Here is a 21,907-nt window from a genome sequence, read left to right as displayed (position 1 = left end):
ATTAGGACTTGCCAGAATCAGGCCGTCGGCATCTAAAATCTTCTGCACAACATCACGAAAGCTGTCTTTCTGAACGCAAAAACCTTTGACGTGACAGATGTCACAGCCACGGCAGGGAGCCACAGTATCTCCCTTGAGCACGATGGTTTCATTCCCGGCCCCCATGGACTCCGCGCCTTTCAGCACCTCCTTTGTCAGCTTTGCCGTATTGCCTTTTTCACCATGGGGACTGCCCACAAGACTGATCAGTTTCATGAAGTCTCCTTGTAGGATAGATGGGTATCATTACTTGCTTTCTTCAGACGGCGTATAAAAATATTACACCGAAGAGCCGTCTGAACGAGCGTCTTCATACTATCTTTTAAAGGGAGTTTTCGCACTTTTTTTCTCCCCCTTGCAGGTTTTTTTCCTGTAAAATGCAGTAATGGTGACTGATTCAATAAGTTACTGTTTTGATATTTAAGGGCTATTACAAGGATGCTGTACCGGGCATCCCTCCGCCAATGCAGTTTTTTGATAACCGCTGAATGAGACAGAAGCATTTCAGGTATCGTTGGAGCAAACAAGAAATGAAAGATGGATGACCCGGCGAAACAATTTTCGATCTAATAGCTGACGCTTACGACGGCTGGTACGATACCTCCGAAGGACATTCGATCTTCAGGGAGGAAGTGCGATGTCTGCGTCAACTCAGAGATGATTATTCCGGCCGCTGGGAATAGCCCACGGGATTGACCTCTCGCCTCAAATGGCGGTTATGGCCAAGCGAAGGGGTATTCAGGTGCAGGTCGGCAGTGCCGTGCCTTACATCAAGAAAAAGAATGCGGGGCACCCCATCTATTCCCACGCACATTTTCGCACCGTTGCGGAAACTATGCATTTCGCCGAAGAAGAGCATTTCAAACTGCGAACAAGTTGTAGCGCACTTTTTGGGGAACCGGACAGATTTCAGTCTGAACCTTCAAGAAAAGCGCCCGCGCGTATAAGGGTTTCCTTTCCCATCCAGGCCATTTGCATTATTCTCCTTGCATAACGGGGTTAGATCTCCTTTGCCGCTTTCGCCATCTTCAGAAGCTTGGGGATGAAAAACGAAAAGACAAAAAGGGCGAGGGATAAAAAGACTTTCCAGCTCAGCAGTTCCTCCCATTGGCCGGTGGCCCAGACATCCTTGATCGTTCCGACAAAGAAGGTAAAAATGAAGGTGCCGACGAGAATGCCCAGCGCTGTTCCCGCGAGATAGTCGTAAAAACGCACCTTGGTCAGCCCCATACCAAAATTCATCGGCGTAAACGGGAAATACATCAGCCGAAGATAGAGAACCGTGGCAAAGCCGTTGCGTTCAATGGCATCGTCAAAGCGTTGCAACTTATCGCCGATGAGTGACGCGGCAAAGTCTCGTCCCAGATAGCGGCCGATAAGAAAGGCCAGGCCGGCGCCGATCATCGCCCCTGTCCAGACATAGAGAAAACCCCAATAGGGGCCGAAGATAGCTGCACCCAAAGCTGTCAGGAGGGTCCCCGGAAGAAAAAGGCAGACTCCGGCGACATAGATGATGATGAACAACAGTGGTGCCCAGAAACCTGCCGATTCGAGAAACAGTTCGAGCTGGTGTGCGGTAAAATATTGCCTGGCAGGAGAAAAACGAACGAGATAAACGGCCGCCGCCATGAACATGAGCAGCAGAGCCATCTTCACCAGCGCGCTGCCTTTCGTGTTCTTCTCATGCTTGACAACTTCTTGCCGGTGCATTCCCATGGATGAGCCTTCGATGCAGGTTGAATGTATTGTGATGTTTACACCTTACGGATGGAGTGTATTTTCCCCATCCATCCGTTACGACCGTAAAGAGAACCAAATGAAACCAACTGTCAGGTGGATATGGCCTTTCGTGTTTCGACATAATGTGCCGCCGCCAAGGCTGCGGTGCATCCGTCTGCCGCGGCAAGCACAATCTGGTTGGCATACTTTTGCCGGAGGTCACCCACCGCAAAGATACCGGGAATAGTCGTCTCACATTTTTCATCTGTAATAACATATCCGCTGGTGTTCATTTTTATTCCGGCCGGAACAAGCTGATTGTTCGGGGAAAAGCCGACAAAAATGAAAACACCTTCGGTATCTAAATCCCGATTCTCGCCGGTCTGCGTATCCTTTAATGAAATGCCGTTCACACCGCTGGTGTCCGAGTTAATTTTCGTGACCACTGCATTGTAAATGATTTCGATCCCCGGTTCGGCAAATACCCGCTGCTGAAGGATGCGGCTGCCCCGGAATTCATCGCGTCGATGGATCAGGTAGACCTTTTTGGTGATTTTCGCAAGATAGAGGGCGTCTTCCAGAGCGGTATCGCCACCACCTACAACGGCGACAGTCATGCCCCGGAAAAAGAAGCCGTCGCAGGTCGCACAATAGGAGACGCCCTTGCCGAAATTCTCCAGCTCGCCGGGGGTGTGCAGCTTTTTGGCGGTTCCCCCGGCCGCCAGGATGACTGCATGGGCCTGCAAAACGGTGCCGTCGGCGAGACGTACCGAATGGCATGCAACTCCCGGTTCCGTGGCGCTCACTTCCTTCTCAAGAATCTCGAGGTCATATGATTTGGCGTGCTGCAGGAATTTCTCACACAGCTCGAAGCCGCCAATGTTCATAATACCAGGGTAATTCTCAACTTCTTTGGTAATAGCCACTTGACCGCCGAAGACGCCCCGTTCGATAAGCACAGTTTTCAGAGCGGCACGCATGGCATACATTCCTGCAGTCAAGCCGGCAGGTCCACCCCCGACGATTATCACGTCATATATTTCATTTTCGGGCATTATATTCTCCTTGATACTTCATTTGGTGGACCAATAAAAATTAATCAGGATTTATGCAAAAGACGGTCAAAAAAACCTTTCTTTTGCGGTTCAGGCAAACCAAGCTGGCGACAGATGCATACTTCCAAATCGTGATCGGACACATCAGTTCCTTCCACGACAATTTCATCACCGACCATGACTGCAGGTGCTACCGGCAGATCGAGTGCGAAATATTCATCGGTTTCATATTCCGATTGAGGTTTAGAGGTGATATCGATTTCAACCGGATATTTTTTGCCCAACCTGGGCATAATCTGTTGAAAATGTTTTCAAGGTTTGCCATTGGGTTCATTCAAAAAGAAGTGGACTTTGAGCATGATTGACTCCTAAATATTAGTTTTATTGTTATTGAACAGATGATTCGAGGTTTCGCATATGCACAAGAAACTGATTGGCCGGCAGATAATCGACGAGGCGTAAATCAGTCCGCTCCTGTCCTTCGGCATCAAGAAAGACTATCGTCGGCACTCCTTTAATCGCATATTTTTGCAGCAGTTCTTCATGATATGCATTGCCGCCTTTGGTTACATCGACCTTCACCATGACAAAGTCCTTTTCCGCCAAGCGGACCAGGTCCGGTTGATGAAATGTCACTTCTTCAAATTCCCGGCATGGCGTGCACCAGTCGGCGTAGAAATCGATGATCACCGGCCTGCCCTGGGCTTTGGCTTGCTGCAGGGTTTGCTCCGAGTAGGTCTGCCAGGATATCCCCGGTCCCCGCATGGCCCAGGAGGTGATCCAGAAAGTCGCCAGAACCAGACAGGCCGTACCGGTAAGGGTTTTCAGCCACGGAAAGGCTTTGAAGTTGGCCTCGTTCTTATCGATCCATCCCAGGTGCAGACCGGCAGCGAGGGCCACGGCGACCGGCAGGGCAATCTTCAGCATATCAGGCAGAACCGGCCGAATAAAATGGACCGCCATACCCACCAGAACCCAGCCCATGAGGTTACGCACCCACAGCATCCACCCGCCGGCCCGGGGCAGCCGCTGCAGCTGTCCGGAAAACAGTGCCAGCACGAAAAGGGGCAGACCTAGCCCCAGGCTGAGGACGAAAAAGATCAAAAACCCGAACCAGGGGTTACCCATAGCGGCAACCCAGGTGAGCAGCCCAAGAACAAAGGGACCGATACACGGGGCGGCGACAATGCCTAAAGTGAGCCCCATAAACAGGCTGCCGAGATAACCGGTGTAGGATCTGCCGGCCATCTGGCTCAAGCCGCCCGGCAGACGAAGTTCCCAGAAGCCGAAGAGGCTGGTGGCGAATATAACCAGGACACCGGCGACAAGTGCCAGCACGATCGGACTTTGCAGCAGCGAGCCCATCAATCCGCCGGTGAGTGCGGCGACAACCCCCAGTGTCGAATTGGTCACGGCCAGCCCCATCAGGTAGCAGAGACCATGGAGGACCAAGGTGAATTGTCCGGGTTTGCCCTGGGTCGAACGACCACCGAAAAACGAGACGGTGATGGGGATCATCGGATAGACACACGGGGTCAGATTCAAGGCCAGGCCACCGGCGAAAATGCCGAGCAAGGTCCACAGCATGCCCCAGCCCCGGAAGGATTCGTCAACCTGTGCTCCGGCGGCGACAGGTGTTTCGCCGGCCGAGGTCAGACCGGCCGGGCTGCTGTTAATCGGCAGACCATGTTCCTGCCATTTGGGGAAACCATAGGGATCACGGTAAACGTTTGTATAACCACGTGAGACGGCCACCCGGGCCGCCGAGTCGCTGCGGACTCATGTCAAACCCGCTCAGTAAAAAACGAGCAGACGATCCTTATCGGGTCCGAGGAATTCTTCCAGCTCACCGGCTTTTTTCCACCGTGCCCACCAGGTCGGTTCCATGGAAAAATTGACTGCACTCTCAATATGGCCGGTGCGGTATTCCCACTCCTGGCGGGTGTCGATCATCAGGACGCCGGCGGGATCGGTACGATATTTCTCAGCGAGTTCTTCGGTTGAGATAAGCTGGTACTTACCGGCCTTCGCCTCGGCAATAACATCATCCCAGGTGGCCTGTTTTGGCGTAGCGGGGCTTTGCATGTACCAGACAAAGGTAACAGTGAGCGACATGGCCGCCAGGGCCAGAAACAATGATGTCCATTTTTTCATGTGGGTAGAACTCCTGTTATTTATCAGACTTACGTTTCTGGCCGTCTCCCCAGATTGGGTCAACGCCAAAGCGCGCAAACCACCATTCTTCCGATGTCTGATGTCTTTTTACTGATTCTTCGCTGAAAGAATATTGATACTGTTGGCAATATTCCATTATCACAGCGTGAGCGGCAATGATTTTTCTCGTCATTTCATCACACATCTCTTTCTGTTCCATGCATTTATCCGGATGCCACCTGGCCAGCAGACGACGGTAATTCTTTTTGATCGATTCTTTTGTCGCGGTCTCTGGAAGTTCAAGAACAAGTCGTGCCGCGGTAATTTTCTGGTATGAATCAATCATGTGTCTTTTTGCTTTTCTTGGATTTCTCAAGCTTTGCCATGAGAAACGTCGCACCCCGGAGAGAAAGACCTGATTTGTCGGCCAATTCCTTGTCACCTATCGGGCCGTGTATTTTGACAAGTGCCTGCACTTCCGCTTCCAATTCTTTCAGATGATGAGAAACGAGCGGTTGAGAGCCAGTGGAACCTCGATTTTCAATGGGGAAAAAGACATTCTTCTCTCTTATAACGACAATGACCACAACGTGAACCTGTTTTTGCGATACAGGCTCCCCATTACTTGCCCATACGAAGAATCTAGAACCGAGGAATCTAGAACCCGGCACAGAACAACATATCAATGGATATTTATATATTATCTTGCCAATGTCAATTAATTTTTCACGTTTTACTGGAATCAGCCTTCAGGGCGGGAGTCATAAAATTTTTCAGAAAAGCAAAAGGCTGTCCGACAGGCATAGGGGGGGAAATAAAAAAGCACCTACCGAGTGAACGATAAGTGCTTGAAATTCCTGGAGCGGGATACGCGATTCGAACGCGCGACTTTCAGCTTGGGAAGCTAATTTTTTATTTTTCTCTGTATTTACTTCAATGTTGATTACTTACCTTTTTTCAAATACTTAAAACACCCTGTTTGTTGATTGACTTCCTCTTATTTACTGGTATATTCCTTCTATTGGTGGGGAATACGGTGGGGAATAGACTTTCAGCTTGGGGGCAAACATGGCAGCAAAAAAAAGATTCAAGACTTCTTACCCTGGAGTTTTTTACATCGAGGGATTGGCTGTAGGGAGATCGGGAATAGAGAAAATCTATTACATCCGATACAAGCGTAACAGGAAGCTAATTGAAGAAAAAGCAGGTAGACAATTTACCGATGACATGACCCCGGCAAGGGCGGCAGGAATAAGAGCTCAGCGGATTGAAGGCAAACAGGAAAGCAATCAAGAAAAGCGAGATGAAGAGAAAAAGTATAGATGGACCATTGAAAAATTATGGGAGCATTACAAAACCCACCCGAGAAAAAACGGCAAGGTGGGCGTGAATCGTTCAGACGTTTCTTTCTGGAATGTATATTTAAAAAATGTCTTCGGGCAAAAAGAACCGCACCAGCTCGTCAAGCTTGATACTGACCGGCTTAGAATCAATCTCTTGAAAAAGCGATCACCTCAGACAGTAAAGCATGTTTTGGCACTACTTCGCAGAATAACAAAACATGGCGCTGACAGTGGGCTTATCCCCCCCCTACCCTTTAAAATAAATCTACCTGAAGTCGACAATATAAAAACAGAGGATCTTTCCCCGGACCAATTGCAAAGCCTGATTACCATTCTTGATACAACACATCTCTCCACGGCTGCAAATATGATGCGATTGGTTTTATTTTCTGGACTGCGCCGGGGAGAAATATTCAAGCTAAAATGGTCTGATATCGACTTCCACAGGGGTTTTATTACCATACTCGAACCCAAGGGCGGCAAAAGTCAGAAAGTGCCTCTAAACGTCAATGCGCGTGAATTATTACAGTCGATCCAGAAACAAGACAGTGAATATATTTTTCCTGCCCGGGGCGGCGGACCTCGAAAAGATATTACAAAAGATGCCCGGGCAATAAAAGAGGCTGCAGGTTTACCGGCGGACTTCCGCCCCTTCCACGGTTTACGACATGTGTATGCCACCATGCTGGCGAATTCCGGCCGGGTGGATATGTTCACCTTACAAAAGCTGTTGACGCATAAGAGCCAAGAGATGACGGCCCGCTATGCTCACCACCGGGACGAGGCCATGCGACGAGCTGCAGAAGAGGTTGGAAATATTTTGACGGATGCAATGCAGGTCGACGGGAAGAAAAACGTTGCTTGATTAAAGATAAGTGAAGTTAAACTTTCTGTTTGACAATGGCAAAGATAAGTGGTAATCATCTTTGTATGGAAGAATACAAAATCAAAGACGTAATTGAAATCCTTGGTATTAACAAATCAAGGGTTCAATATTACTACGACACCGGAGTCATTGTTCCTTTAAGAGATTCTAAAGGACCAGGCACCAATAGGTATTTTTCCAGGAGGAATATTGCTGAAATACTTCTTGCTATGACTCTCACAAAACTTGGAGTAGGTATCAGAATTAATGCTATCATAGTAAATGTACTAAGAAATATAGAGCGAGAAAAAAGTGAAGAGCTGCGTAAAAATGGGGAAATCCAACCCCACGAAGTTCTTAGCTGCATAGAACCAGGTGGGGTTGATTATGGTAGCATTATCTATTTATCTATAGCTTTTAGTTTTGAGGATGAACAACACCCAACTGTTAATATTCATATTTTTAATGATGGAAAAGATACCCACCAAATTGATATTCCATTTGATAAATCCTCATACATCTTGTGGGTAAACTTAACAGAAATAAAATTAGTTTTAGAAGAAAAACTGAAAATAGATTATTAGCACCAACTTTTTTTTGACCACAGAAGATAAGTAAACTTAAGCTTTACATCAATTATCTTCAGCAAATTGGAGATCCTATGCGAACAAAAAAGAACATCAAGATCAACATTGAAATGGCAAAGGCGAACATGACTCAAGGACGATTAGCGTCTTTAGCAGGCATTCCAAGACCAACATTAAATCAGATCATATCCGGCCGGATAAATCCCACTGAGGAAGAAAAGCGGATGATTGCCGAAGCTCTCAACAATTCAGTAGAGGAAATATTCCATGAATAAACCGCAATGGATCACAGAGAAGGAAGTGTCGACGATGACCGGCCGGGCAGAACAAACGCTCAGAAACGACCGGATGAAACGGAAAGGCATACCGTATTCAAAACTAGGCCGGTCTGTCAGATATCGAGTTGAAGACGTTGTCGACTTTATGGAAGGCAAAAAAATAACATTTTCATAAACGGGAAAATAACCATGACCGACAGCCGCGACATATTCGAAGAAGCAGAGAAAAAAGGCCTGAAAATTACATCATTCAAGACTGCTAATCAGCGCCTTTATTTTGTTCGGGACAGAATGACCAGGCTACTACTCGACGGCGAGAGCCTGACCAGAACCGAACTAACCGAGTTTGTAAATCAGTACTCCATGAAGGAGAAATAACGTGGAACAAATGACACCAGTCGGCAGGCTTAAACAGATTATGGATGTAAGCAAAGCCATGTCAAAAATCCTGGATGAGTCGGACGTTGAACACAAAGACAATATGTCAACTCAGCTCCGGGCAAACATTCTTGTATTAAATCACCACATCGAGCAGATGAGCGCCGAGTTGTCGGCAAAACATAACCATCCAATCAAAACAGGAGACACTACCATGGCAAAATTGACCGAGCAGGAAGAGAAGTATTTAAGCGAAAACACCCCGGCAAGAGACATTGAAAGCATTGACCGCATTGTCAGATTGTCCAGGGCTTTAGTTGCGATCTGCAACGACATCGAGACAAGCGAAGAGGTAAAGGACACTGTTTTGTGGGCAGTAACCACCAACCTTGAACACATGAGCAAGATTGTCGATGGAGCACAGCACTACCAACAGTTGCTGCAGAAACAGGCAAAAGAAGCCTGATTTTACCATAACCACCCACCACCTACCAACGGGAGAAAACAATGGATTCAAAAGCACTTAGCACGAAAGAGATGATGGATATTTACAGAAAATCACTCTCACAACAGGAATGGATGAAAATATACATCGGCCGAAAATGTGACGTCGCCGGGACACTGGACGAGCAAAACAGACCGATTTTTCAAACCATTTCTAAAGATGGAATACTTACCGGCTGGCGATATGGCGATGATCTGGAACAGGCCAAGAAAGCGGCAGATAACGACGGTAAATAACTGTCTCTACCCGGTCTATGCGGGGCCGGGTAGAGGTCACAACAAGGAAACGATGACTGATTATTCCTCATATGCAGAAAATATGCAAGCTTGGATATACTCCATAGTGCTTCGAGTAAACATGACGACACCTGACAACCTGGCGATGCTGTGCGCACTTGTGGCGGTTTTTGAGGTGGTCTTATGAGTGCGACCAAAGAAACCTTTCTGCAGGCCATGCAACAGGCTGGACTTATCCCACCTGACGAAATTATTGCTGATGGGAAAATTCATCGTTTTCCTTGTAATGGCCGGAAAAACGACACCGCCGGATGGTATCTCTATTTTGGTGACAGCATACCCGCCGGTAGTTTTGGATCATGGCGAGACTGTCCTACTACCACCTGGCGCGCCGATATCGGACGGCAACTTACCCCAGAAGAAGAGCAGGCACACCGGGACCGGGTAAAGGTTATGCGACAACTTCGCGATGCCGAAGAAGAGAAGCTCCGAACTGAATGTCGTAAATGGTGCGTTGATATCTGGCAGAAATCAAAGGATGCCACCGGCGAACATCTATATTTAAAAGAAAAAGGTGTGCAGTCTTATGGCCTTAAACAGTTGCGTGATAGTCTTTTAATACCTCTTAGGGACGTAAACGGAACTATCCAGGGAATGCAATTTATTCCCACTGACGGCTCGAAAAAATTTAAAACCGGATCAGCGAAACAAGGAAATTATTATTCAATCGGCAAACCACAGGAAAACACCCTGCTTGTCTGTGAGGGGTACGCTACCGGCGCAAGTCTTCATGAATCAACAGGGCATGCAGTAGCGGTTGCCTTCGATGCCGGGAACCTAAAGCCAGTTGCCGAAAATCTCCGTAAGAAATTCCCAGATATGAAGCTGATTATTTGTGCCGACAACGACGGATCAGGTGTTGGCCGACATAAAGCAGATGAAGCGGCGGCAGCTGTTGACGGCATGGTTGCAACGCCGCCTGATACCGGCGATGACTTCAACGATTTGCACCAAAAGAGAGGCCTGGCAGCGGTGAAAAATATTATTGAATCTGCGGACATTCCCAAAGGTAGAAAAAAGCAATCTATCGAAACAATGACCGATGAAGTCTACCCACAGAAAAAGAAAATATACCCTGTAGATATCATCAATTTCCTTGGCCTTCAATTTCCGCCACGTGAAAATCTTATGTCTCCATGGTTGCCGTCACAAGGGCTCGTAATGCTTTATGCAGGTCGTGGGATAGGTAAGACACATCTTGCTCTTGGAGTGGCTTATGCTGTTGCATCTGGCGGCCCTTTTCTTGGATGGCAAGCACCTTCACCGGCGGGCGTTCTTTACATCGACGGAGAGATGCCGGGAATAGTCATGCAAGAGAGACTAGGCGCGATCATCATGAGCAACGACAAAGAACCGGTTGCGCCCTTTATTCTCCTGACACCGGATCTGCAACCGGAAGGCATGCCCCGCATTGATACCGAAGAGGGACAGCAAGCCATAGATGGCATACTCACCGACGATATTAAACTCATAGTCGTTGACAATATCAGCACACTGTCAGGAGCCAAAGAGAACGATGCAGATGGATGGACACCAATACAAGCATGGGCACTGAGACAGAGGGCGGCAGGCCGTTCTATTCTGTTTGTGCATCATAGTGGCAAAGGTGGACAGCAGAGAGGCACAAGCAGGCGGGAAGATGTGCTTGATACCGTCATAAGCCTAAAACGGCCTATGGACTATCAGCCGGACCAGGGCGCAGTCTTTGAGATCCACTTTGAAAAAGCACGTGGAATCTATGGTGATGATGTGAAGTCACTTGAAGCGACACTCACCACAGACGAACACGGAAAAATGACCTGGCTCACTCGTACTGTTGAGGCTGGAACATTTGACCGAGTGGTTGCGCTATTGAATGAGGGCATGAAGCAAAACGAAATTGCCATAGAGCTAGGCCTGCATAAATCGAACGTATCACGCCATGCGAAAAAAGCAAAAAATGAAGGGTTGGTGACAGTATGAATAGTCCATTGAAAAAAAGTTGCGCAGTTGCGTTGCCTAGGGAGCGCAACTCCGCAACTTTTACCCAAAAGACCGCAACAGCAGGCGCAACCAATACGCAACCAACAGGTCTGAAAGCCTTAGCCTGTAGGGTTTTAGAGCGCAACAAGGAGCGCAACTCCCCCGCAACTACCCCAAAAACAGACCGCAACTTTTCACCCGCAACTAAAGCAGTTGCCGCAACTATTCAAAAAAGTTGCGCAGTTGCGTTTACTAGGGAGCGCAACTCCGCAACTCCGAAAAATGAACATCTCCAGGCGATCAGTGATAACGACGATGATATCATGGCGGCAATATCTCCCCGGCTCCCTGGCAGGACATGGGCACCCGGGAACCCTTACACCTGCAAGTGTGGTGATGTGACAGGCTGGACCCTGGCCGGTCAAGCATTATGTCCTCTCTGCTATCACGAAAAGTATCATGGGCCCGATGACCAGGCAGACCGACCAGGGAAAACAGCAGTACAGATTTTATGCAAAGCCTCAAGCCTGATCGGAATAATTGCCGCGACAGATGGAAGATTTTGCAAAGACTGGCAGGATCATTTTTGCATCGGCTGTGAGCTCTATAAACCACAGATAAATATTCTGAAAACCATTACCCAATAAGGTGATAACCATGATGGCACAACGACTGATAACGGCAGCAGCAGAAAACGGCATAGTCCTTATTCCCACCGGCAATGACCCGCACGTCTCTTTTCGTGGTCAACCAGACACTCAGCTACTCAATATGATTGCAGAGCACAAAGCCGAGATCATAGAAGTGCTCAAGGCGCGAACCTGTTCGAAAACTCTATACGGCCGGGAAAATATGCTCCCGACGTTGGAGAAATTCATATGAGCGGAAAACTGAAAATTAATGAATCGCTGATAACAATTTCTGATTTCATCCATTCAGCCCGGACCGCGTCTCCTGATGTTGTGCTCAACAGCTTGATTGATTTATCCATGCAACTGGTTCGTGCAACGTGTTTACCCGGGACCGACGAAGAGACTATAACCGTGCTTGCGATCTATGAGGCCAGTAAGGTGTTAGAGAGATCCGAGGTGGACATTGAAAAAAGGATAGCCGAGGCCGAGGCGGAGAAGGAAACAATTGACCGCCTCGAACCTTTGGGCGGCCTGCAATAACCATGGAGAGAATCAAACATTTGCTCTCAGCGATGGAGACGATTGAAAAACACGGCGACCCGGCTACCGCGGCATGGTTCCGGGAAGGACTGCAAAAATTCATGACCGGTAGCGAACGCGCAAAACTCGATGCGTGTCTTGGTCTTTCCGGCAGTCGCGGAAAGTCCACAAGTCGAACTCTCTATGCGATCACCACGCGAAATAAATATCTATCCCTGGCAATGGATTACATCGATAAAGATTTACCCAATATGACGAAATGCGAGCAACTGGCAGATGCAATCAAGGCGTTTGAATCAAGAATATATCCTCGTGTTTGCGATTTGAAAGAACCGCCGGCGGAATGGTCAGAGCAAAGGAAGTATCTATTTATGGCGAAACGTACAGGTGCACCGCTCACAACGAAGTGGCGCTCTCTGCACCTGTGGATATTTGGTATCTAAGTGGCTGGAGTTTTGTTTTTAAATGATGATTTAAATGCAAAACATATGCGGTATTCTTTGATTATTAGAGCAGGACAAACAAGGTTTTCACCGAGAACGGGAAGACTACAATCAAACTCAATGAGGTTTTAAAATGAATGAACGTGAGAATTTAGATTATGAAGACCAGAAACTTTATGACACTTGTCAAGCAAAGTGGAACTCTGACAAGACCATTCGTGAAGAATTCATGGAGCTTGCTGACTATTTCCATTTCGAAAAAGCCAACAAAAAAGGCACTGTTCGAATCCAGGGCTTGAGGCGGTAGGCCATGTTTGAGAAGAGTCTACAAAAGATCCGCGACGGCATTATGCAGTTTGCCGACGATAGCCGGAAATTGAAGGCGGAATTATCAAAGGCACTTGACGACAGACAGGACTTATTGCTGTTGCCTTTGCCAAAAGATGATTTTATTTTGAAAATACAAGACGCTGTTGATCGGGGAATGGGCAACAGTTTTCCGAACAGTTTAAAGCATCGTCTCGCCTATGAACTTGAAAACCCAAACACCACGACACAGAACCCAAGTTTTAATGTTCTGGCCGGTATCTCTGGGCGTGATATTGAACCGTCTGCATTGCTATGGTGTCTTGGCCCACAGATCAAGGAGGGGATTGCACGAGCCATACAGACGTGGCCTTGGCCTGCCGAGGTAGGCTTACCACGGGCAGAACGTGCGAAACAGTTAGCAGTCCTAGACAAAAGGATAGGAGAGCTCCAAAGTAAACTGGATGCAATCAAGCACATTGCCGACGAGCAATCAGTTGCCATTCGTGGTGTTGAATCCGGAAGTATTGAATCGGCCCGCGAGTCGAAGCGGAAAGAGAAAGAGCATAAGCGTTTGCGTAGATGATGAATCACTCGGTGTTGCACATGTCGGATAAGACCGAACTGTTGTGTCTCACAGAATCCCATGAGCTGGCCGTTTCTTCAACTTGGCGGCAGCTGCGCAACTGTGAGAGAGATCCACTGGTTTAGGTGACCAGACCTTTTGCCCGCTGTCCAGGCTCACACCTGGCGGCGGGTTTTTCATTGGTGCATGGCTTATGTGTACTTGATGTTGCTAGATGTTCTGGGTCCTCCTAGGCACTTGCTATGCGGGGATTTTGACAGCCCGATATATCACTATTCACAAAATATTTTACAGAGGGGTTCCGTTTCCTATGAAATATAAAAATAAAATGAAGAAAAAGTATTTGCGATTGAAGAAGGAATATTCGCAATTGAAGCGAGGACTCAACCGGGCAAAGGCGGCAGAGGACGAAATGATTAAGCAGGCGGAAAAAAACGACGCGGCTCGACCGACAATCGCCCTGGAGTCATTCAAAGCGGAACCGGTCGGTGATGAGTGATGGCGACACAAAAGGAGGTTGCCGCACACCTTGACCTCAGCGACCGGCAAATAAGGAACCTTATTTCCACCGGCATTTTACCGGCGGGAAGAGGTAAAGGCGGGCTGGACCTGGACGACTGCAGGCGATCATATATTTCCTACCTGCGCGGCCTTTCGTCGGGACAGGTGCAAGTCAAAGGTGATCTTGATTTAACCGAGCAGCGGGCTATTCTGTGTTGTGAGCAGGCCCGCGAAAAAAAGCGGCAGAACGATCTGGAGGAGCAGCTTGTTGCGCCTGTCTCGGTAATCACGGAGGCAATCGAGCAGGTTGCAAAACAGATGATACCGATACTCGACGCATTGCCGCTGCGGATGAAGCGAAACAATCCTTTATTATCTGGCCATGATATCCATTTGGTCAGGAAGAGTGTGGCTGAGTGCAGAAACATCATTGCACAAATAAAACTCCCCGATGATAAAGATTGAAAATGCGTAATCAACTAAGCACCTTATTGAGCAATTTTAGCCCTGGAGAAATGAGTGTGATTGCAGAAATTTCTCATCGTATGGCGATCATTAAAGGTGAACGGTTCACCGGGCAAATCATTCTTACAGTGATTTCCAACGTAGGCGATGTTATCGATGCGCGCGTCTCAAAAACAGAACGGATCAAGGTAGCCAAAAAGTAGAGGCTCAATTCAACAGGCGGCAGCGATCCACGACAAAGGTGATTGACCTCGTGTATGTAACGTTTTGTAACACTTGACCAGGCCCGGCAGGAGATCATTCTTGACCGGGCTTTGCTGTTTCCGGAAACACTGACACATCTCGTCAAACAGGCTGAGGCACAGACCGGCGCACCAATGGCAACAGTATGCCGGGCGCTTGCTGCTGAAGTGAACAAGGATGCTGCACCACAGGACAAGGTGAACGCTGAGCAATTGCGAGGAAGGGTGAGGGTTAGAGAACTTGGTCGAGAAAAACTGGGTCACAGTGACCCAGCTAAAAACGAACATGAAGAACCAGAACAGGAGGAACAACCAGAAATGCAACCAGCGGCAGCGATCACGACCACGACACCCGGTACAGTATCATATCACTATATCATATCATATCGCGTTACAGTGTAACGGTTTTCTCCAATGGGGATAGTTCAATCGTTGGGGACGTATTCAATTACTCTCATTTGGTGGGGAATATGATGGGGAAAACAAAAAGGCACTTACCAAGATTCTTGATAAGTGCCTGAATTTGCTGGAGCGGGATACGCGATTCGAACGCGCGACTTTCAGCTTGGGAAGCTAACACTCTACCACTGAGTTAATCCCGCTTCTTTGTGCGCACACTATAGAATCAGGGGAGGATTTTGTCAAAGTTTTTTCTCATGACCTGCACATATCTCGGCTTGCCGCAGGTGTTCCGCGGCATCCGTTCAGCCCTGCAGGCCTCTTTTGACAATCAGGGTAAATGCCGACCCCTTGCCTTCCTCACTGGCCACCTCGATTTTGCCGTTATGGGCCTGGGCGATATGCTTGACGATGGCGAGCCCCAGGCCGGTTCCCCCAACGGTCCGGCTCCTGGCCTTATCGCTGCGGTAAAAGCGCTCAAACAGCCGGGGCAGGTGTTTTTTGGCAATACCGCAGCCGGTGTCCCGCACGACGATCCTTACGGTATCATCCTGGTCATTGTCACTGACCACGCCCGCAACCGTGACCGTATCTCCCTGTTTACTATAGGTAATGCCGTTAATCAACAGATTGACCAAGGCCTGTTCGAGGAGGGTGGTATTCATTTCGACCTGAATATTATCGGCACAGTCGATGACCATCTTCACTCCGGCCTCATCGGCTTTCAGCTGACAGGTCTGGATGGCCGACTCGATCACCGGCCGAAGCAACCCTTTTTTCAGGCGGATTTGATCCTGTCTCGAATCTTCTTCAATTCTCGACAGGACAAGGAGGTCGTCGATAATAGTGGTCAGCCGCTCGGACTGCCGCAGAACAATGTGCAGAAACCGTTCGGCATCTTCGCGAATATCGAGTGCGCCGTCAAGCAGGGTTTCGACATAACCGCGAATGGAGGTAATCGGCGTGCGCAGTTCATGGGAGACGTTGGCAACGAAATCCCGCCGCACATTTTCCAGCCGGCGGAGCTTGGTCACATCGTTCATGACCACCAGCACCCCGACATTTTCACCGACACCGTTGCTCAGGGTGACAATATTGGTCTGCAAAAACCGGTCACCGTCAAGATCGTGGAAGACTATTTCCTCCTCGAGACATTCCTTGCTCGCCAGGGTGTGGCTGATCTGCCGCTGCAGATTGACGTTACGCACAATCTGCTGCACTATCCGGCCCGGAGCGGTCTTCCTGTCGACGTCGAACAGTTGTGCGGCGGCATCGTTGAGGCTGATGACCCGTTCCTCGGTATCGATGGCGATGACCGCTTCAACCATGCTTGAAAAAACAGTCTCCAGCTGATTTCTATGGGTAACGATGGCCTGAATTTTTTCATCGAGGAGTTCCGCCATGCGATCCATGGAGGAGGCCAGGGTAATCACCTCAAGCGACGCGGTTTTTCGCGCCATCGGCAGCATCCTTTCACTGAAATCTCCCCGGGAAAACCTTTCGGCACTTTTGGTCATCTGTTCCAGCGGTTTGCTGATATTGCGGGAAATCAGCAGGGTGATAACCCCGGCCAGCAGCATAATCGCCATCGCCCCCATGCCTATCCTTATTTTGATCGCCGCCAGGGTTTTTTCCAGTGTGGCCACCGAAACCGAGGTCCTGATAACCATATTTACCGAGCCGCTGCCTGTATTTTCGGGAACTTGCTGAAAATCGACGCGCAGTGGAACAGCCACATAGAGTCGATTTTCGTCAAGGGTATCACTGAAACGCCTTGATTTGCCAATGCCACCGGCAAAAGCCTTCTCAATTTCAAGCCGATGGCGGTGGTTATCCATCACCTCGGGATTTTCGTTGGAGTCGGCGAGGACCTTGCCATTCAGAGAGACGACGGTAATCCGGGTCCCCGACTCTCGACCGGCACGCACACAATATTCCCGCAACTTTGGGATCCGCCCCTCGACCAGATAATCGATCACTCTGGAACTGATCAACTTGGCCCGCGCTTCAAGATCGGCTTCGGTTTCCTGCAGATAAAATTCCCTCAGGGAAGTGGTGCCGTACCAGCCGACGGCAATAACGGCGATGAGAATTGTCAGGATATTGGCCGGAAAAATCTGCCAGACCAGTTTTCTTGGTTTCAACATAGTGCTACGCCTCGGCCTCCGGTGTTGATCGATAACGATAGCCGATACCGCGAACCGTTTCGATCATCCTACCGTATTCGTTCAATTTTTTACGCAAACCAAAGATCTGGACATCAATAGCTCGAGGGGTGATAAGAAAATCATACCCCCGGGCATGATCAATAATCTGCTGCCGGGTAAAAACCCAGCCGGGCTTTGCGGCAAGAAGAGAAAGAATACTGAACTCCGTCGAGGTCAGCTGCACATCGGCGCCGTTCACCTTCACCTCATGCCGGCCCTTGTCAATCTCCAGCCCGTCGACGACGATGATCGATTTCCGCGATTCATCGGCCTCGCTCTGGTCGGTAAATGCCCGCTTGATCACCGCCTTTATTCTGGCGATCAGCACCTTGGGGCTAAAGGGCTTGGTGATATAGTCATCGGCGCCGCACTCGAGGCCGGCCACCACATCTTCTTCTTCTCCCTTGGCCGTCAGCATGATGATCGGGATGGAGCGTTGACTATTCGATTCAACCTTTCTCATCGCGGTGCAGACCTGCAGGCCGCTTATTCCCGGCAGCATCAGATCGAGCAGAACACAGTCGATCTCTTCGGTTCGCAGTCGCTGCAAGGCCTCTTCCCCGGAATCGGCACAGGTGACATGAAAACCTGCTCTGATCAGGTTATAGCTGACCAGCTGCTGAATATCCGCCTCATCCTCGACGACAAGCACGTTGACTTTTCCCATAACCTATTACTTTGTTTTCATTTAGTTAACTAACGTAACTCTGACAGCGGCCGCCATAGCCAACCATAATCGCGTCAGAATTTCCCCCCTGAGCATGTCCCTATCGTGTATCATTTTTTGCTCCGCCGCAAGCCCCAATCCACCCTCCTAACCATATCTTAATATTTCCCTAACGGACAACAAACAATCGCCCTCTATTGTAGCACGCATACCTACCGGAAACCGCTTTCCGGCATGGGCGACATAACATTTTCTTAGAGGATTTTAGCAATATGGATCACCATTACACCTTTCATCACGAGCTGACAAAACTGAACAAAAAGCTGCTCAAATTGAGCACCATGGTCGAAGAACGAGTGCGTACAGCAGCCCAGGTGATCGAATCGAAAGACCAGGCGGTCATCCAGGCGTTGATCGTCTCCGATTATGAGGTGGATGACATGGAGGTCGAGATCGAGGAGGACTGTCTGAAGATCCTTGCCCTGCATCAGCCGGTGGCCAGTGATCTCCGATTTCTCATTGTGGTTATCAAAATCAACAACGAAATGGAAAGAATTGCCGACTACGCTGTCAATATCGCCAAGCGCGTCGATAATATTTCTAAATTCAACCACCCCGCGGCCATCTCCTACGACTTTTCAAAGATGAGCGACAAGGTCGTTTCCATGCTGAAAAACAGTATTGATGCCCTGATAAACAAGGATGTCAAACTGGCCAGATCGATATTTCATGATGACGACATCGTCGATAAATGCCGAAACCGCTGTTATGTGGACATAAAAGAAAGAATCAAAAAAGACCCTCTGCATCCGGGCTATCATATCAACACCTATCTCCTCGCCCGCCATCTTGAGCGGATCGCCGATCGTGCCGTCAATATCGCCGAGGAAGTCATCTACTTCGTGGAAGGCACCATCACCCGATTTAATTGAGAGAAATGATCATGTTTAGCTATGTACTCCCCTGCATTCTGCTCCTCTCCGCCGGGGCCTATTATTGGGGAACTGCTCGAGCCAAGAGTATTGCCGAAGCCGCGGGCGGCATGCGCTCCCTGCATTCCCTGCCGAGCCATTACGGCATGCTCACCGCCCTGAGCTGTGCAATTCCCGCCCTTTTGCTGTTTATCGTATGGCAGATGGTCGAGGATACGATCGTCACCTCTCTGGTGACAAAAAGTCTGCCGGCGGAACTCCTGCAGCTGTCCGCCAATGAGCTGACCCTGGTGTTGAACGAGATGAAAAACGTGGCCTTCGGCGGTTTTGGTGCACACAATACCGCTCCGGCCATTCAGGCTGCCGCCGACCTGTATCTCACAACCAGGAGCTGGATGAGAAACCTGGTCGGCATCACCACCATCCTCTGCTGCATAGTGCCCGGCGTTATTGCCCACCGGAGTATCAACAAGGATTTACGCGCGCGAAATCTGGTTGAGGGCACGGTAAAAATCTTTCTCATTGCCTGTTCAACGGTCGCCATTCTTACCACCCTCGGCATTGTTCTCTCGGTGGTATTCGAGGCATTGATATTTTTCCAGAGCGTCAATTTTTCCGATTTTCTCTTTGGCCTGCAATGGAGCCCGCAAACAGCCATGCGCGTCGATCAGGCAGGCTCTTCCGGAGCCTTCGGCGCCGTGCCGGTTTTTGTCGGAACCTTGCTTATCGCCCTGATAGCCATGGCGGTGGCCATTCCCGTCGGCCTGCTTGCCGCTATCTATCTGTCCGAGTATGCCAGTTCCCGCATGCGCACCTGGGCCAAACCAATGCTGGAGATTCTTGCCGGCATTCCAACAGTCGTCTACGGCTTTTTTGCCGCCCTGACAGTGGCGCCGCTGATCAGAGATCTCGGCCAATCTGTCGGTTTACAGGTTGCCTCGGAAAGTGCCCTTGCCGCCGGCCTGGTTATGGGCATCATGATCATTCCTTTCGTCTCTTCGCTCTCAGACGACGTCATCCATGCGGTACCCCAATCCATGCGTGACGGCTCCCTGGGCCTTGGCGCCACCCGCTTTGAGACCATCAGGTATGTTATCATTCCTGCGGCTCTGCCGGGCATTGTCGGCAGTATCTTGCTGGCCGTGTCCCGGGCAATCGGCGAAACCATGATCGTTGTCATGGCCGCTGGCCTGTCCGCCAACCTCACCTTCAACCCATTGGAAGCGGTGACCACGGTAACCGTGCAGATCGTTACCCTGCTGGTCGGTGATCAGGAATTTGACAGCCCAAAGACTCTGGCCGCCTTTGCCCTGGGGCTCTTGCTCTTTGTGTTCACCCTTTTTCTCAATTTTATCGCCCTGCGTGTCGTGCGGCGCTACCGCGAGCAGTACGAATAAATTGATTACATGGCAATGACACTCTCATTCAGAACCGATAACATCCTATTTTTACAAAAGAGCCATGAACAGTACTGAAACGACCTCTGACCTCCTGAAACCGACCAAAAGACTCAAGCGGCGCTACCGTGCGGAGAGATATTTTAAACGTCTCGGATTGACCGCCATCGCCCTCTCCCTGTCTTTTGTGGCGTTTTTATTTTTCACCATCTTCTCAGACGGCTACACGGCTTTCAAGCAGAGCTATATCGAGCTGGAAGTCCATTTTGCCGCAGAAGAATTTTCCCAGGAAAAACTGGCGAATGCCGATTATCCCGGCCTGGTGAAAGCAGCGATGCGCACGATGTTTCCCGAAGTCACCTCCAGAGAAGGAAAAAGACAGCTCTATAGCCTGATAAGTCCATCGGCGGCCTATACTTTACAGGATATGGTCGAAGCCGATCCGAAAATAATCGGCACCACGCAGAAGGTATGGGTTTTGGCCGATGATGATGTCGACATGCTCATGAAAGGTAAAATTGACCGCAGCCTCGGTGAAGGAAACAGGCGGATCCGCGATATCCAGCTCGCCTGGATAGATAGGCTGATAAGCGAAAAAAGACTGGAAATGAGATTCAACAAAACTTTTTTCACCACCGGGGATTCACGGGAGCCCGAGCTGGCCGGCATCCTTGGGGCGGTCAAAGGTTCCTTTCTTACCCTGCTCATCACCCTGTCGCTGTCCTTTCCCATCGGGATTGCGGCGGCAGTCTACCTGGAAGAATTTGCCCCGGAGAACAACTGGACAGATCTCATTGAAATTAATATCAACAACCTTGCCGCGGTACCCTCGATCATCTTTGGCCTGCTCGGCCTGGCCATCTTTATCAATTTCTGGGGTCTGCCCCGCTCTACGCCGATAGTCGGCGGACTGGTTCTGACCCTGATGACCCTGCCAACGATCATTATTGCCGGCCGTGCTTCGCTGAAATCGGTGCCGCCGTCCATACGGGAAGCAGCCCTTGGCGTCGGCGCCTCGAAGATGCAGACGGTGATGCATCATGTCCTCCCCCTGGCCCTGCCCGGGATGCTCACCGGGACCATTATCGGCATGGCCCAGGCCCTGGGGGAAACCGCACCCCTGCTGATGATCGGCATGGTTGCCTTTATCGTCGATGTTCCAGGCGGCATCACCGATCCGTCCGCCGTCCTGCCGGTACAGATTTATCTCTGGGCAGACAGTCCGGAACGGGCGTTCACCGAGAAAACAGCAGCGGCAATTATGATCCTGCTGACCTTTCTCATCGCCATGAACAGTCTGGCAGTTTTTCTCCGCAAGAAATTTGAAATCAAATGGTAACGGAATCCTAATAATTAGAGAGTATCTTTGCCATCGTTCCTCCACATAAACATGCATACAAAGGTATCAA

31 protein-coding genes and 1 tRNA gene are annotated in these 21,907 nt (G+C 49.5%); 21 read left to right on the top strand and 11 right to left on the bottom strand.

Translation table 11 applies throughout. The annotated features are described in order from the left end of the window. From ACYQ8U_RS14740 to ACYQ8U_RS14705, 8 genes are all read right to left on the bottom strand, one after another. On the bottom strand, window positions 1-255 hold a 255-nt coding region (locus ACYQ8U_RS14740), incomplete at its 3' end, for a flavodoxin family protein (RefSeq protein ID WP_459946318.1). Window positions 256-700: 445 nt separating this feature from the next. Then, complete coding sequence (locus ACYQ8U_RS14735; protein ID WP_459946317.1) at window positions 701-898, bottom strand: hypothetical protein; 198 nt, start codon at window positions 896-898, stop codon at window positions 701-703. Window positions 899-1,038: 140 nt separating this feature from the next. Then, on the bottom strand, window positions 1,039-1,755 hold the full coding sequence (locus ACYQ8U_RS14730; protein WP_459946316.1) for a TVP38/TMEM64 family protein: 717 nt from the start codon (window positions 1,753-1,755) through the stop codon (window positions 1,039-1,041). 113 nt (window positions 1,756-1,868) lie between these two features. Next, window positions 1,869-2,813, bottom strand: a complete 945-nt coding sequence (gene trxB / locus ACYQ8U_RS14725) for a thioredoxin-disulfide reductase (RefSeq protein WP_459946315.1) — start codon at window positions 2,811-2,813, stop codon at window positions 1,869-1,871. Window positions 2,814-2,857: 44 nt separating this feature from the next. After that, window positions 2,858-3,172, bottom strand: coding sequence for an NEPxGxxU motif selenoprotein TsoC (gene tsoC, locus ACYQ8U_RS14720; RefSeq protein ID WP_459946314.1), 315 nt, complete (start codon window positions 3,170-3,172; stop codon window positions 2,858-2,860). Between the two features lie 28 nt (window positions 3,173-3,200). After that, window positions 3,201-4,967 (bottom strand): rhodanese/DsbD fusion-like selenoprotein TsoB, encoded by a 1,767-nt coding sequence (gene tsoB, locus ACYQ8U_RS14715; protein ID WP_459946313.1) that lies wholly within the window; start codon window positions 4,965-4,967, stop codon window positions 3,201-3,203. 16 nt (window positions 4,968-4,983) lie between these two features. Continuing rightward, window positions 4,984-5,313: a J domain-containing protein gene (locus ACYQ8U_RS14710; protein WP_459946312.1), complete on the bottom strand. Its 330-nt coding sequence runs from the start codon at window positions 5,311-5,313 to the stop codon at window positions 4,984-4,986. Then, window positions 5,306-5,638, bottom strand: a complete 333-nt coding sequence (locus ACYQ8U_RS14705; RefSeq protein ID WP_459946311.1) for a hypothetical protein — start codon at window positions 5,636-5,638, stop codon at window positions 5,306-5,308. Before ACYQ8U_RS14705 ends, ACYQ8U_RS14710 begins: the two co-directional genes overlap by 8 nt. Before the next feature lie 397 nt (window positions 5,639-6,035). Here ACYQ8U_RS14705 and ACYQ8U_RS14700 point away from each other — a divergent pair, with 397 nt between their 5' ends. The 18 genes from ACYQ8U_RS14700 to ACYQ8U_RS14615 all read left to right on the top strand — a co-directional run bounded on the left by ACYQ8U_RS14700 (window position 6,036) and on the right by ACYQ8U_RS14615 (window position 15,298). Further along, window positions 6,036-7,175: a tyrosine-type recombinase/integrase gene (locus ACYQ8U_RS14700; protein WP_459946310.1), complete on the top strand. Its 1,140-nt coding sequence runs from the start codon at window positions 6,036-6,038 to the stop codon at window positions 7,173-7,175. A gap of 65 nt (window positions 7,176-7,240) precedes the next feature. Next, on the top strand, window positions 7,241-7,759 hold the full coding sequence (locus ACYQ8U_RS14695) for a MerR family transcriptional regulator (RefSeq protein ID WP_459946309.1): 519 nt from the start codon (window positions 7,241-7,243) through the stop codon (window positions 7,757-7,759). A gap of 77 nt (window positions 7,760-7,836) precedes the next feature. After that, entirely contained in the window at window positions 7,837-8,037 is a 201-nt protein-coding gene (locus tag ACYQ8U_RS14690; RefSeq protein ID WP_459946308.1) for a helix-turn-helix transcriptional regulator, read from the top strand. Further along, window positions 8,030-8,215: a helix-turn-helix domain-containing protein gene (locus ACYQ8U_RS14685; protein ID WP_459946307.1), complete on the top strand. Its 186-nt coding sequence runs from the start codon at window positions 8,030-8,032 to the stop codon at window positions 8,213-8,215. The genes ACYQ8U_RS14690 and ACYQ8U_RS14685 overlap by 8 nt, the downstream gene beginning before the upstream one ends. A 14-nt stretch (window positions 8,216-8,229) precedes the next feature. Further along, the gene (locus tag ACYQ8U_RS14680) at window positions 8,230-8,418 is read left to right on the top strand and encodes a hypothetical protein (RefSeq protein WP_459946306.1); all 189 of its coding nucleotides are present in this window, start codon (window positions 8,230-8,232) and stop codon (window positions 8,416-8,418) included. Between the two features lies 1 nt (window position 8,419). Next, window positions 8,420-8,884, top strand: a complete 465-nt coding sequence (locus ACYQ8U_RS14675; RefSeq protein ID WP_459946305.1) for a hypothetical protein — start codon at window positions 8,420-8,422, stop codon at window positions 8,882-8,884. A gap of 41 nt (window positions 8,885-8,925) precedes the next feature. Continuing rightward, window positions 8,926-9,159, top strand: coding sequence for a hypothetical protein (locus ACYQ8U_RS14670; RefSeq protein WP_459946304.1), 234 nt, complete (start codon window positions 8,926-8,928; stop codon window positions 9,157-9,159). Window positions 9,160-9,342: 183 nt separating this feature from the next. After that, a complete protein-coding gene (locus ACYQ8U_RS14665; RefSeq protein WP_459946303.1) occupies window positions 9,343-11,181 on the top strand; it encodes an AAA family ATPase in 1,839 nt (612 codons plus the stop codon). After that, window positions 11,178-11,828, top strand: coding sequence for a hypothetical protein (locus ACYQ8U_RS14660; protein ID WP_459946302.1), 651 nt, complete (start codon window positions 11,178-11,180; stop codon window positions 11,826-11,828). Before ACYQ8U_RS14665 ends, ACYQ8U_RS14660 begins: the two co-directional genes overlap by 4 nt. 10 nt (window positions 11,829-11,838) lie before the next feature. After that, on the top strand, window positions 11,839-12,063 hold the full coding sequence (locus tag ACYQ8U_RS14655) for a hypothetical protein (RefSeq protein ID WP_459946301.1): 225 nt from the start codon (window positions 11,839-11,841) through the stop codon (window positions 12,061-12,063). Next, a complete protein-coding gene (locus ACYQ8U_RS14650; RefSeq protein WP_459946300.1) occupies window positions 12,060-12,353 on the top strand; it encodes a hypothetical protein in 294 nt (97 codons plus the stop codon). The genes ACYQ8U_RS14655 and ACYQ8U_RS14650 overlap by 4 nt, the downstream gene beginning before the upstream one ends. A 2-nt stretch (window positions 12,354-12,355) precedes the next feature. Next, the gene (locus ACYQ8U_RS14645) at window positions 12,356-12,796 is read left to right on the top strand and encodes a hypothetical protein (RefSeq protein ID WP_459946299.1); all 441 of its coding nucleotides are present in this window, start codon (window positions 12,356-12,358) and stop codon (window positions 12,794-12,796) included. Window positions 12,797-12,929: 133 nt separating this feature from the next. Next, entirely contained in the window at window positions 12,930-13,103 is a 174-nt protein-coding gene (locus ACYQ8U_RS14640; protein WP_459946298.1) for a hypothetical protein, read from the top strand. A gap of 3 nt (window positions 13,104-13,106) precedes the next feature. Continuing rightward, complete coding sequence (locus ACYQ8U_RS14635; RefSeq protein WP_459946297.1) at window positions 13,107-13,688, top strand: hypothetical protein; 582 nt, start codon at window positions 13,107-13,109, stop codon at window positions 13,686-13,688. A 310-nt stretch (window positions 13,689-13,998) separates the two neighbouring features. Beyond that, on the top strand, window positions 13,999-14,187 hold the full coding sequence (locus ACYQ8U_RS14630; protein ID WP_459946296.1) for a hypothetical protein: 189 nt from the start codon (window positions 13,999-14,001) through the stop codon (window positions 14,185-14,187). Next, the gene (locus ACYQ8U_RS14625; protein ID WP_459946295.1) at window positions 14,187-14,654 is read left to right on the top strand and encodes a hypothetical protein; all 468 of its coding nucleotides are present in this window, start codon (window positions 14,187-14,189) and stop codon (window positions 14,652-14,654) included. The genes ACYQ8U_RS14630 and ACYQ8U_RS14625 overlap by 1 nt, the downstream gene beginning before the upstream one ends. A gap of 56 nt (window positions 14,655-14,710) precedes the next feature. Beyond that, on the top strand, window positions 14,711-14,857 hold the full coding sequence (locus ACYQ8U_RS14620) for a hypothetical protein (RefSeq protein WP_459946294.1): 147 nt from the start codon (window positions 14,711-14,713) through the stop codon (window positions 14,855-14,857). A gap of 174 nt (window positions 14,858-15,031) precedes the next feature. After that, window positions 15,032-15,298: a hypothetical protein gene (locus tag ACYQ8U_RS14615; RefSeq protein ID WP_459946293.1), complete on the top strand. Its 267-nt coding sequence runs from the start codon at window positions 15,032-15,034 to the stop codon at window positions 15,296-15,298. A gap of 125 nt (window positions 15,299-15,423) precedes the next feature. On the opposite strand, the gene ACYQ8U_RS14610 is transcribed toward ACYQ8U_RS14615, so the two are convergent. The 3 genes from ACYQ8U_RS14610 to ACYQ8U_RS14600 form a co-directional block, all read right to left on the bottom strand. Next, window positions 15,424-15,498, bottom strand: a tRNA-Gly gene (locus ACYQ8U_RS14610). A 102-nt stretch (window positions 15,499-15,600) separates the two neighbouring features. Then, window positions 15,601-17,442, bottom strand: a complete 1,842-nt coding sequence (locus ACYQ8U_RS14605) for a sensor histidine kinase (protein ID WP_459946292.1) — start codon at window positions 17,440-17,442, stop codon at window positions 15,601-15,603. 4 nt (window positions 17,443-17,446) lie between these two features. Continuing rightward, window positions 17,447-18,169, bottom strand: a complete 723-nt coding sequence (locus tag ACYQ8U_RS14600; RefSeq protein ID WP_459946291.1) for a response regulator — start codon at window positions 18,167-18,169, stop codon at window positions 17,447-17,449. Window positions 18,170-18,441: 272 nt separating this feature from the next. On the opposite strand from ACYQ8U_RS14600, the gene phoU reads away from it, so the two are divergent. From phoU to pstA, 3 genes are all read left to right on the top strand, one after another. Beyond that, the gene (gene phoU, locus ACYQ8U_RS14595) at window positions 18,442-19,101 is read left to right on the top strand and encodes a phosphate signaling complex protein PhoU (protein ID WP_459946290.1); all 660 of its coding nucleotides are present in this window, start codon (window positions 18,442-18,444) and stop codon (window positions 19,099-19,101) included. A gap of 11 nt (window positions 19,102-19,112) precedes the next feature. Further along, window positions 19,113-20,498 carry a phosphate ABC transporter permease subunit PstC gene (gene pstC, locus ACYQ8U_RS14590; RefSeq protein ID WP_459946289.1) on the top strand — a complete coding sequence of 462 codons (1,386 nt, stop codon included), beginning with the start codon at window positions 19,113-19,115 and terminating at the stop codon, window positions 20,496-20,498. A gap of 64 nt (window positions 20,499-20,562) precedes the next feature. Next, window positions 20,563-21,837 carry a phosphate ABC transporter permease PstA gene (pstA, locus tag ACYQ8U_RS14585; RefSeq protein WP_459946288.1) on the top strand — a complete coding sequence of 425 codons (1,275 nt, stop codon included), beginning with the start codon at window positions 20,563-20,565 and terminating at the stop codon, window positions 21,835-21,837. Window positions 21,838-21,907 lie beyond the last annotated feature (70 nt).

The sequence above is a fragment of the Desulfocastanea catecholica genome (genome assembly GCF_054657295.1).
Note: the sequence above shows the minus strand (reverse complement) of the source record. Positions and strands in the feature narration are given on the sequence as shown.

Excerpts from the sequence above, each read along its gene's own strand:
- ACYQ8U_RS14735 (WP_459946317.1), bottom strand. The coding sequence starts at position 898 with ATGCTCTTCTTCGGCGAAATGCATAGTTTCCGCAACGGTGCGAAAATG.
- ACYQ8U_RS14730 (WP_459946316.1), bottom strand. The coding sequence starts at position 1,755 with ATGGGAATGCACCGGCAAGAAGTTGTCAAGCATGAGAAGAACACGAAA.
- trxB (WP_459946315.1), bottom strand. The coding sequence starts at position 2,813 with ATGCCCGAAAATGAAATATATGACGTGATAATCGTCGGGGGTGGACCT.
- ACYQ8U_RS14710 (WP_459946312.1), bottom strand. The coding sequence starts at position 5,313 with ATGATTGATTCATACCAGAAAATTACCGCGGCACGACTTGTTCTTGAA.
- ACYQ8U_RS14700 (WP_459946310.1), top strand. The coding sequence starts at position 6,036 with ATGGCAGCAAAAAAAAGATTCAAGACTTCTTACCCTGGAGTTTTTTAC.
- ACYQ8U_RS14695 (WP_459946309.1), top strand. The coding sequence starts at position 7,241 with ATGGAAGAATACAAAATCAAAGACGTAATTGAAATCCTTGGTATTAAC.
- ACYQ8U_RS14690 (WP_459946308.1), top strand. The coding sequence starts at position 7,837 with ATGCGAACAAAAAAGAACATCAAGATCAACATTGAAATGGCAAAGGCG.
- ACYQ8U_RS14685 (WP_459946307.1), top strand. The coding sequence starts at position 8,030 with ATGAATAAACCGCAATGGATCACAGAGAAGGAAGTGTCGACGATGACC.
- ACYQ8U_RS14680 (WP_459946306.1), top strand. The coding sequence starts at position 8,230 with ATGACCGACAGCCGCGACATATTCGAAGAAGCAGAGAAAAAAGGCCTG.
- ACYQ8U_RS14670 (WP_459946304.1), top strand. The coding sequence starts at position 8,926 with ATGGATTCAAAAGCACTTAGCACGAAAGAGATGATGGATATTTACAGA.
- ACYQ8U_RS14665 (WP_459946303.1), top strand. The coding sequence starts at position 9,343 with ATGAGTGCGACCAAAGAAACCTTTCTGCAGGCCATGCAACAGGCTGGA.
- ACYQ8U_RS14660 (WP_459946302.1), top strand. The coding sequence starts at position 11,178 with ATGAATAGTCCATTGAAAAAAAGTTGCGCAGTTGCGTTGCCTAGGGAG.
- ACYQ8U_RS14655 (WP_459946301.1), top strand. The coding sequence starts at position 11,839 with ATGATGGCACAACGACTGATAACGGCAGCAGCAGAAAACGGCATAGTC.
- ACYQ8U_RS14650 (WP_459946300.1), top strand. The coding sequence starts at position 12,060 with ATGAGCGGAAAACTGAAAATTAATGAATCGCTGATAACAATTTCTGAT.
- ACYQ8U_RS14645 (WP_459946299.1), top strand. The coding sequence starts at position 12,356 with ATGGAGAGAATCAAACATTTGCTCTCAGCGATGGAGACGATTGAAAAA.
- ACYQ8U_RS14640 (WP_459946298.1), top strand. The coding sequence starts at position 12,930 with ATGAATGAACGTGAGAATTTAGATTATGAAGACCAGAAACTTTATGAC.
- ACYQ8U_RS14635 (WP_459946297.1), top strand. The coding sequence starts at position 13,107 with ATGTTTGAGAAGAGTCTACAAAAGATCCGCGACGGCATTATGCAGTTT.
- ACYQ8U_RS14630 (WP_459946296.1), top strand. The coding sequence starts at position 13,999 with ATGAAATATAAAAATAAAATGAAGAAAAAGTATTTGCGATTGAAGAAG.
- ACYQ8U_RS14625 (WP_459946295.1), top strand. The coding sequence starts at position 14,187 with ATGGCGACACAAAAGGAGGTTGCCGCACACCTTGACCTCAGCGACCGG.
- ACYQ8U_RS14615 (WP_459946293.1), top strand. The coding sequence starts at position 15,032 with ATGGCAACAGTATGCCGGGCGCTTGCTGCTGAAGTGAACAAGGATGCT.
- ACYQ8U_RS14605 (WP_459946292.1), bottom strand. The coding sequence starts at position 17,442 with ATGTTGAAACCAAGAAAACTGGTCTGGCAGATTTTTCCGGCCAATATC.
- ACYQ8U_RS14600 (WP_459946291.1), bottom strand. The coding sequence starts at position 18,169 with ATGGGAAAAGTCAACGTGCTTGTCGTCGAGGATGAGGCGGATATTCAG.
- phoU (WP_459946290.1), top strand. The coding sequence starts at position 18,442 with ATGGATCACCATTACACCTTTCATCACGAGCTGACAAAACTGAACAAA.
- pstC (WP_459946289.1), top strand. The coding sequence starts at position 19,113 with ATGTTTAGCTATGTACTCCCCTGCATTCTGCTCCTCTCCGCCGGGGCC.
- pstA (WP_459946288.1), top strand. The coding sequence starts at position 20,563 with ATGAACAGTACTGAAACGACCTCTGACCTCCTGAAACCGACCAAAAGA.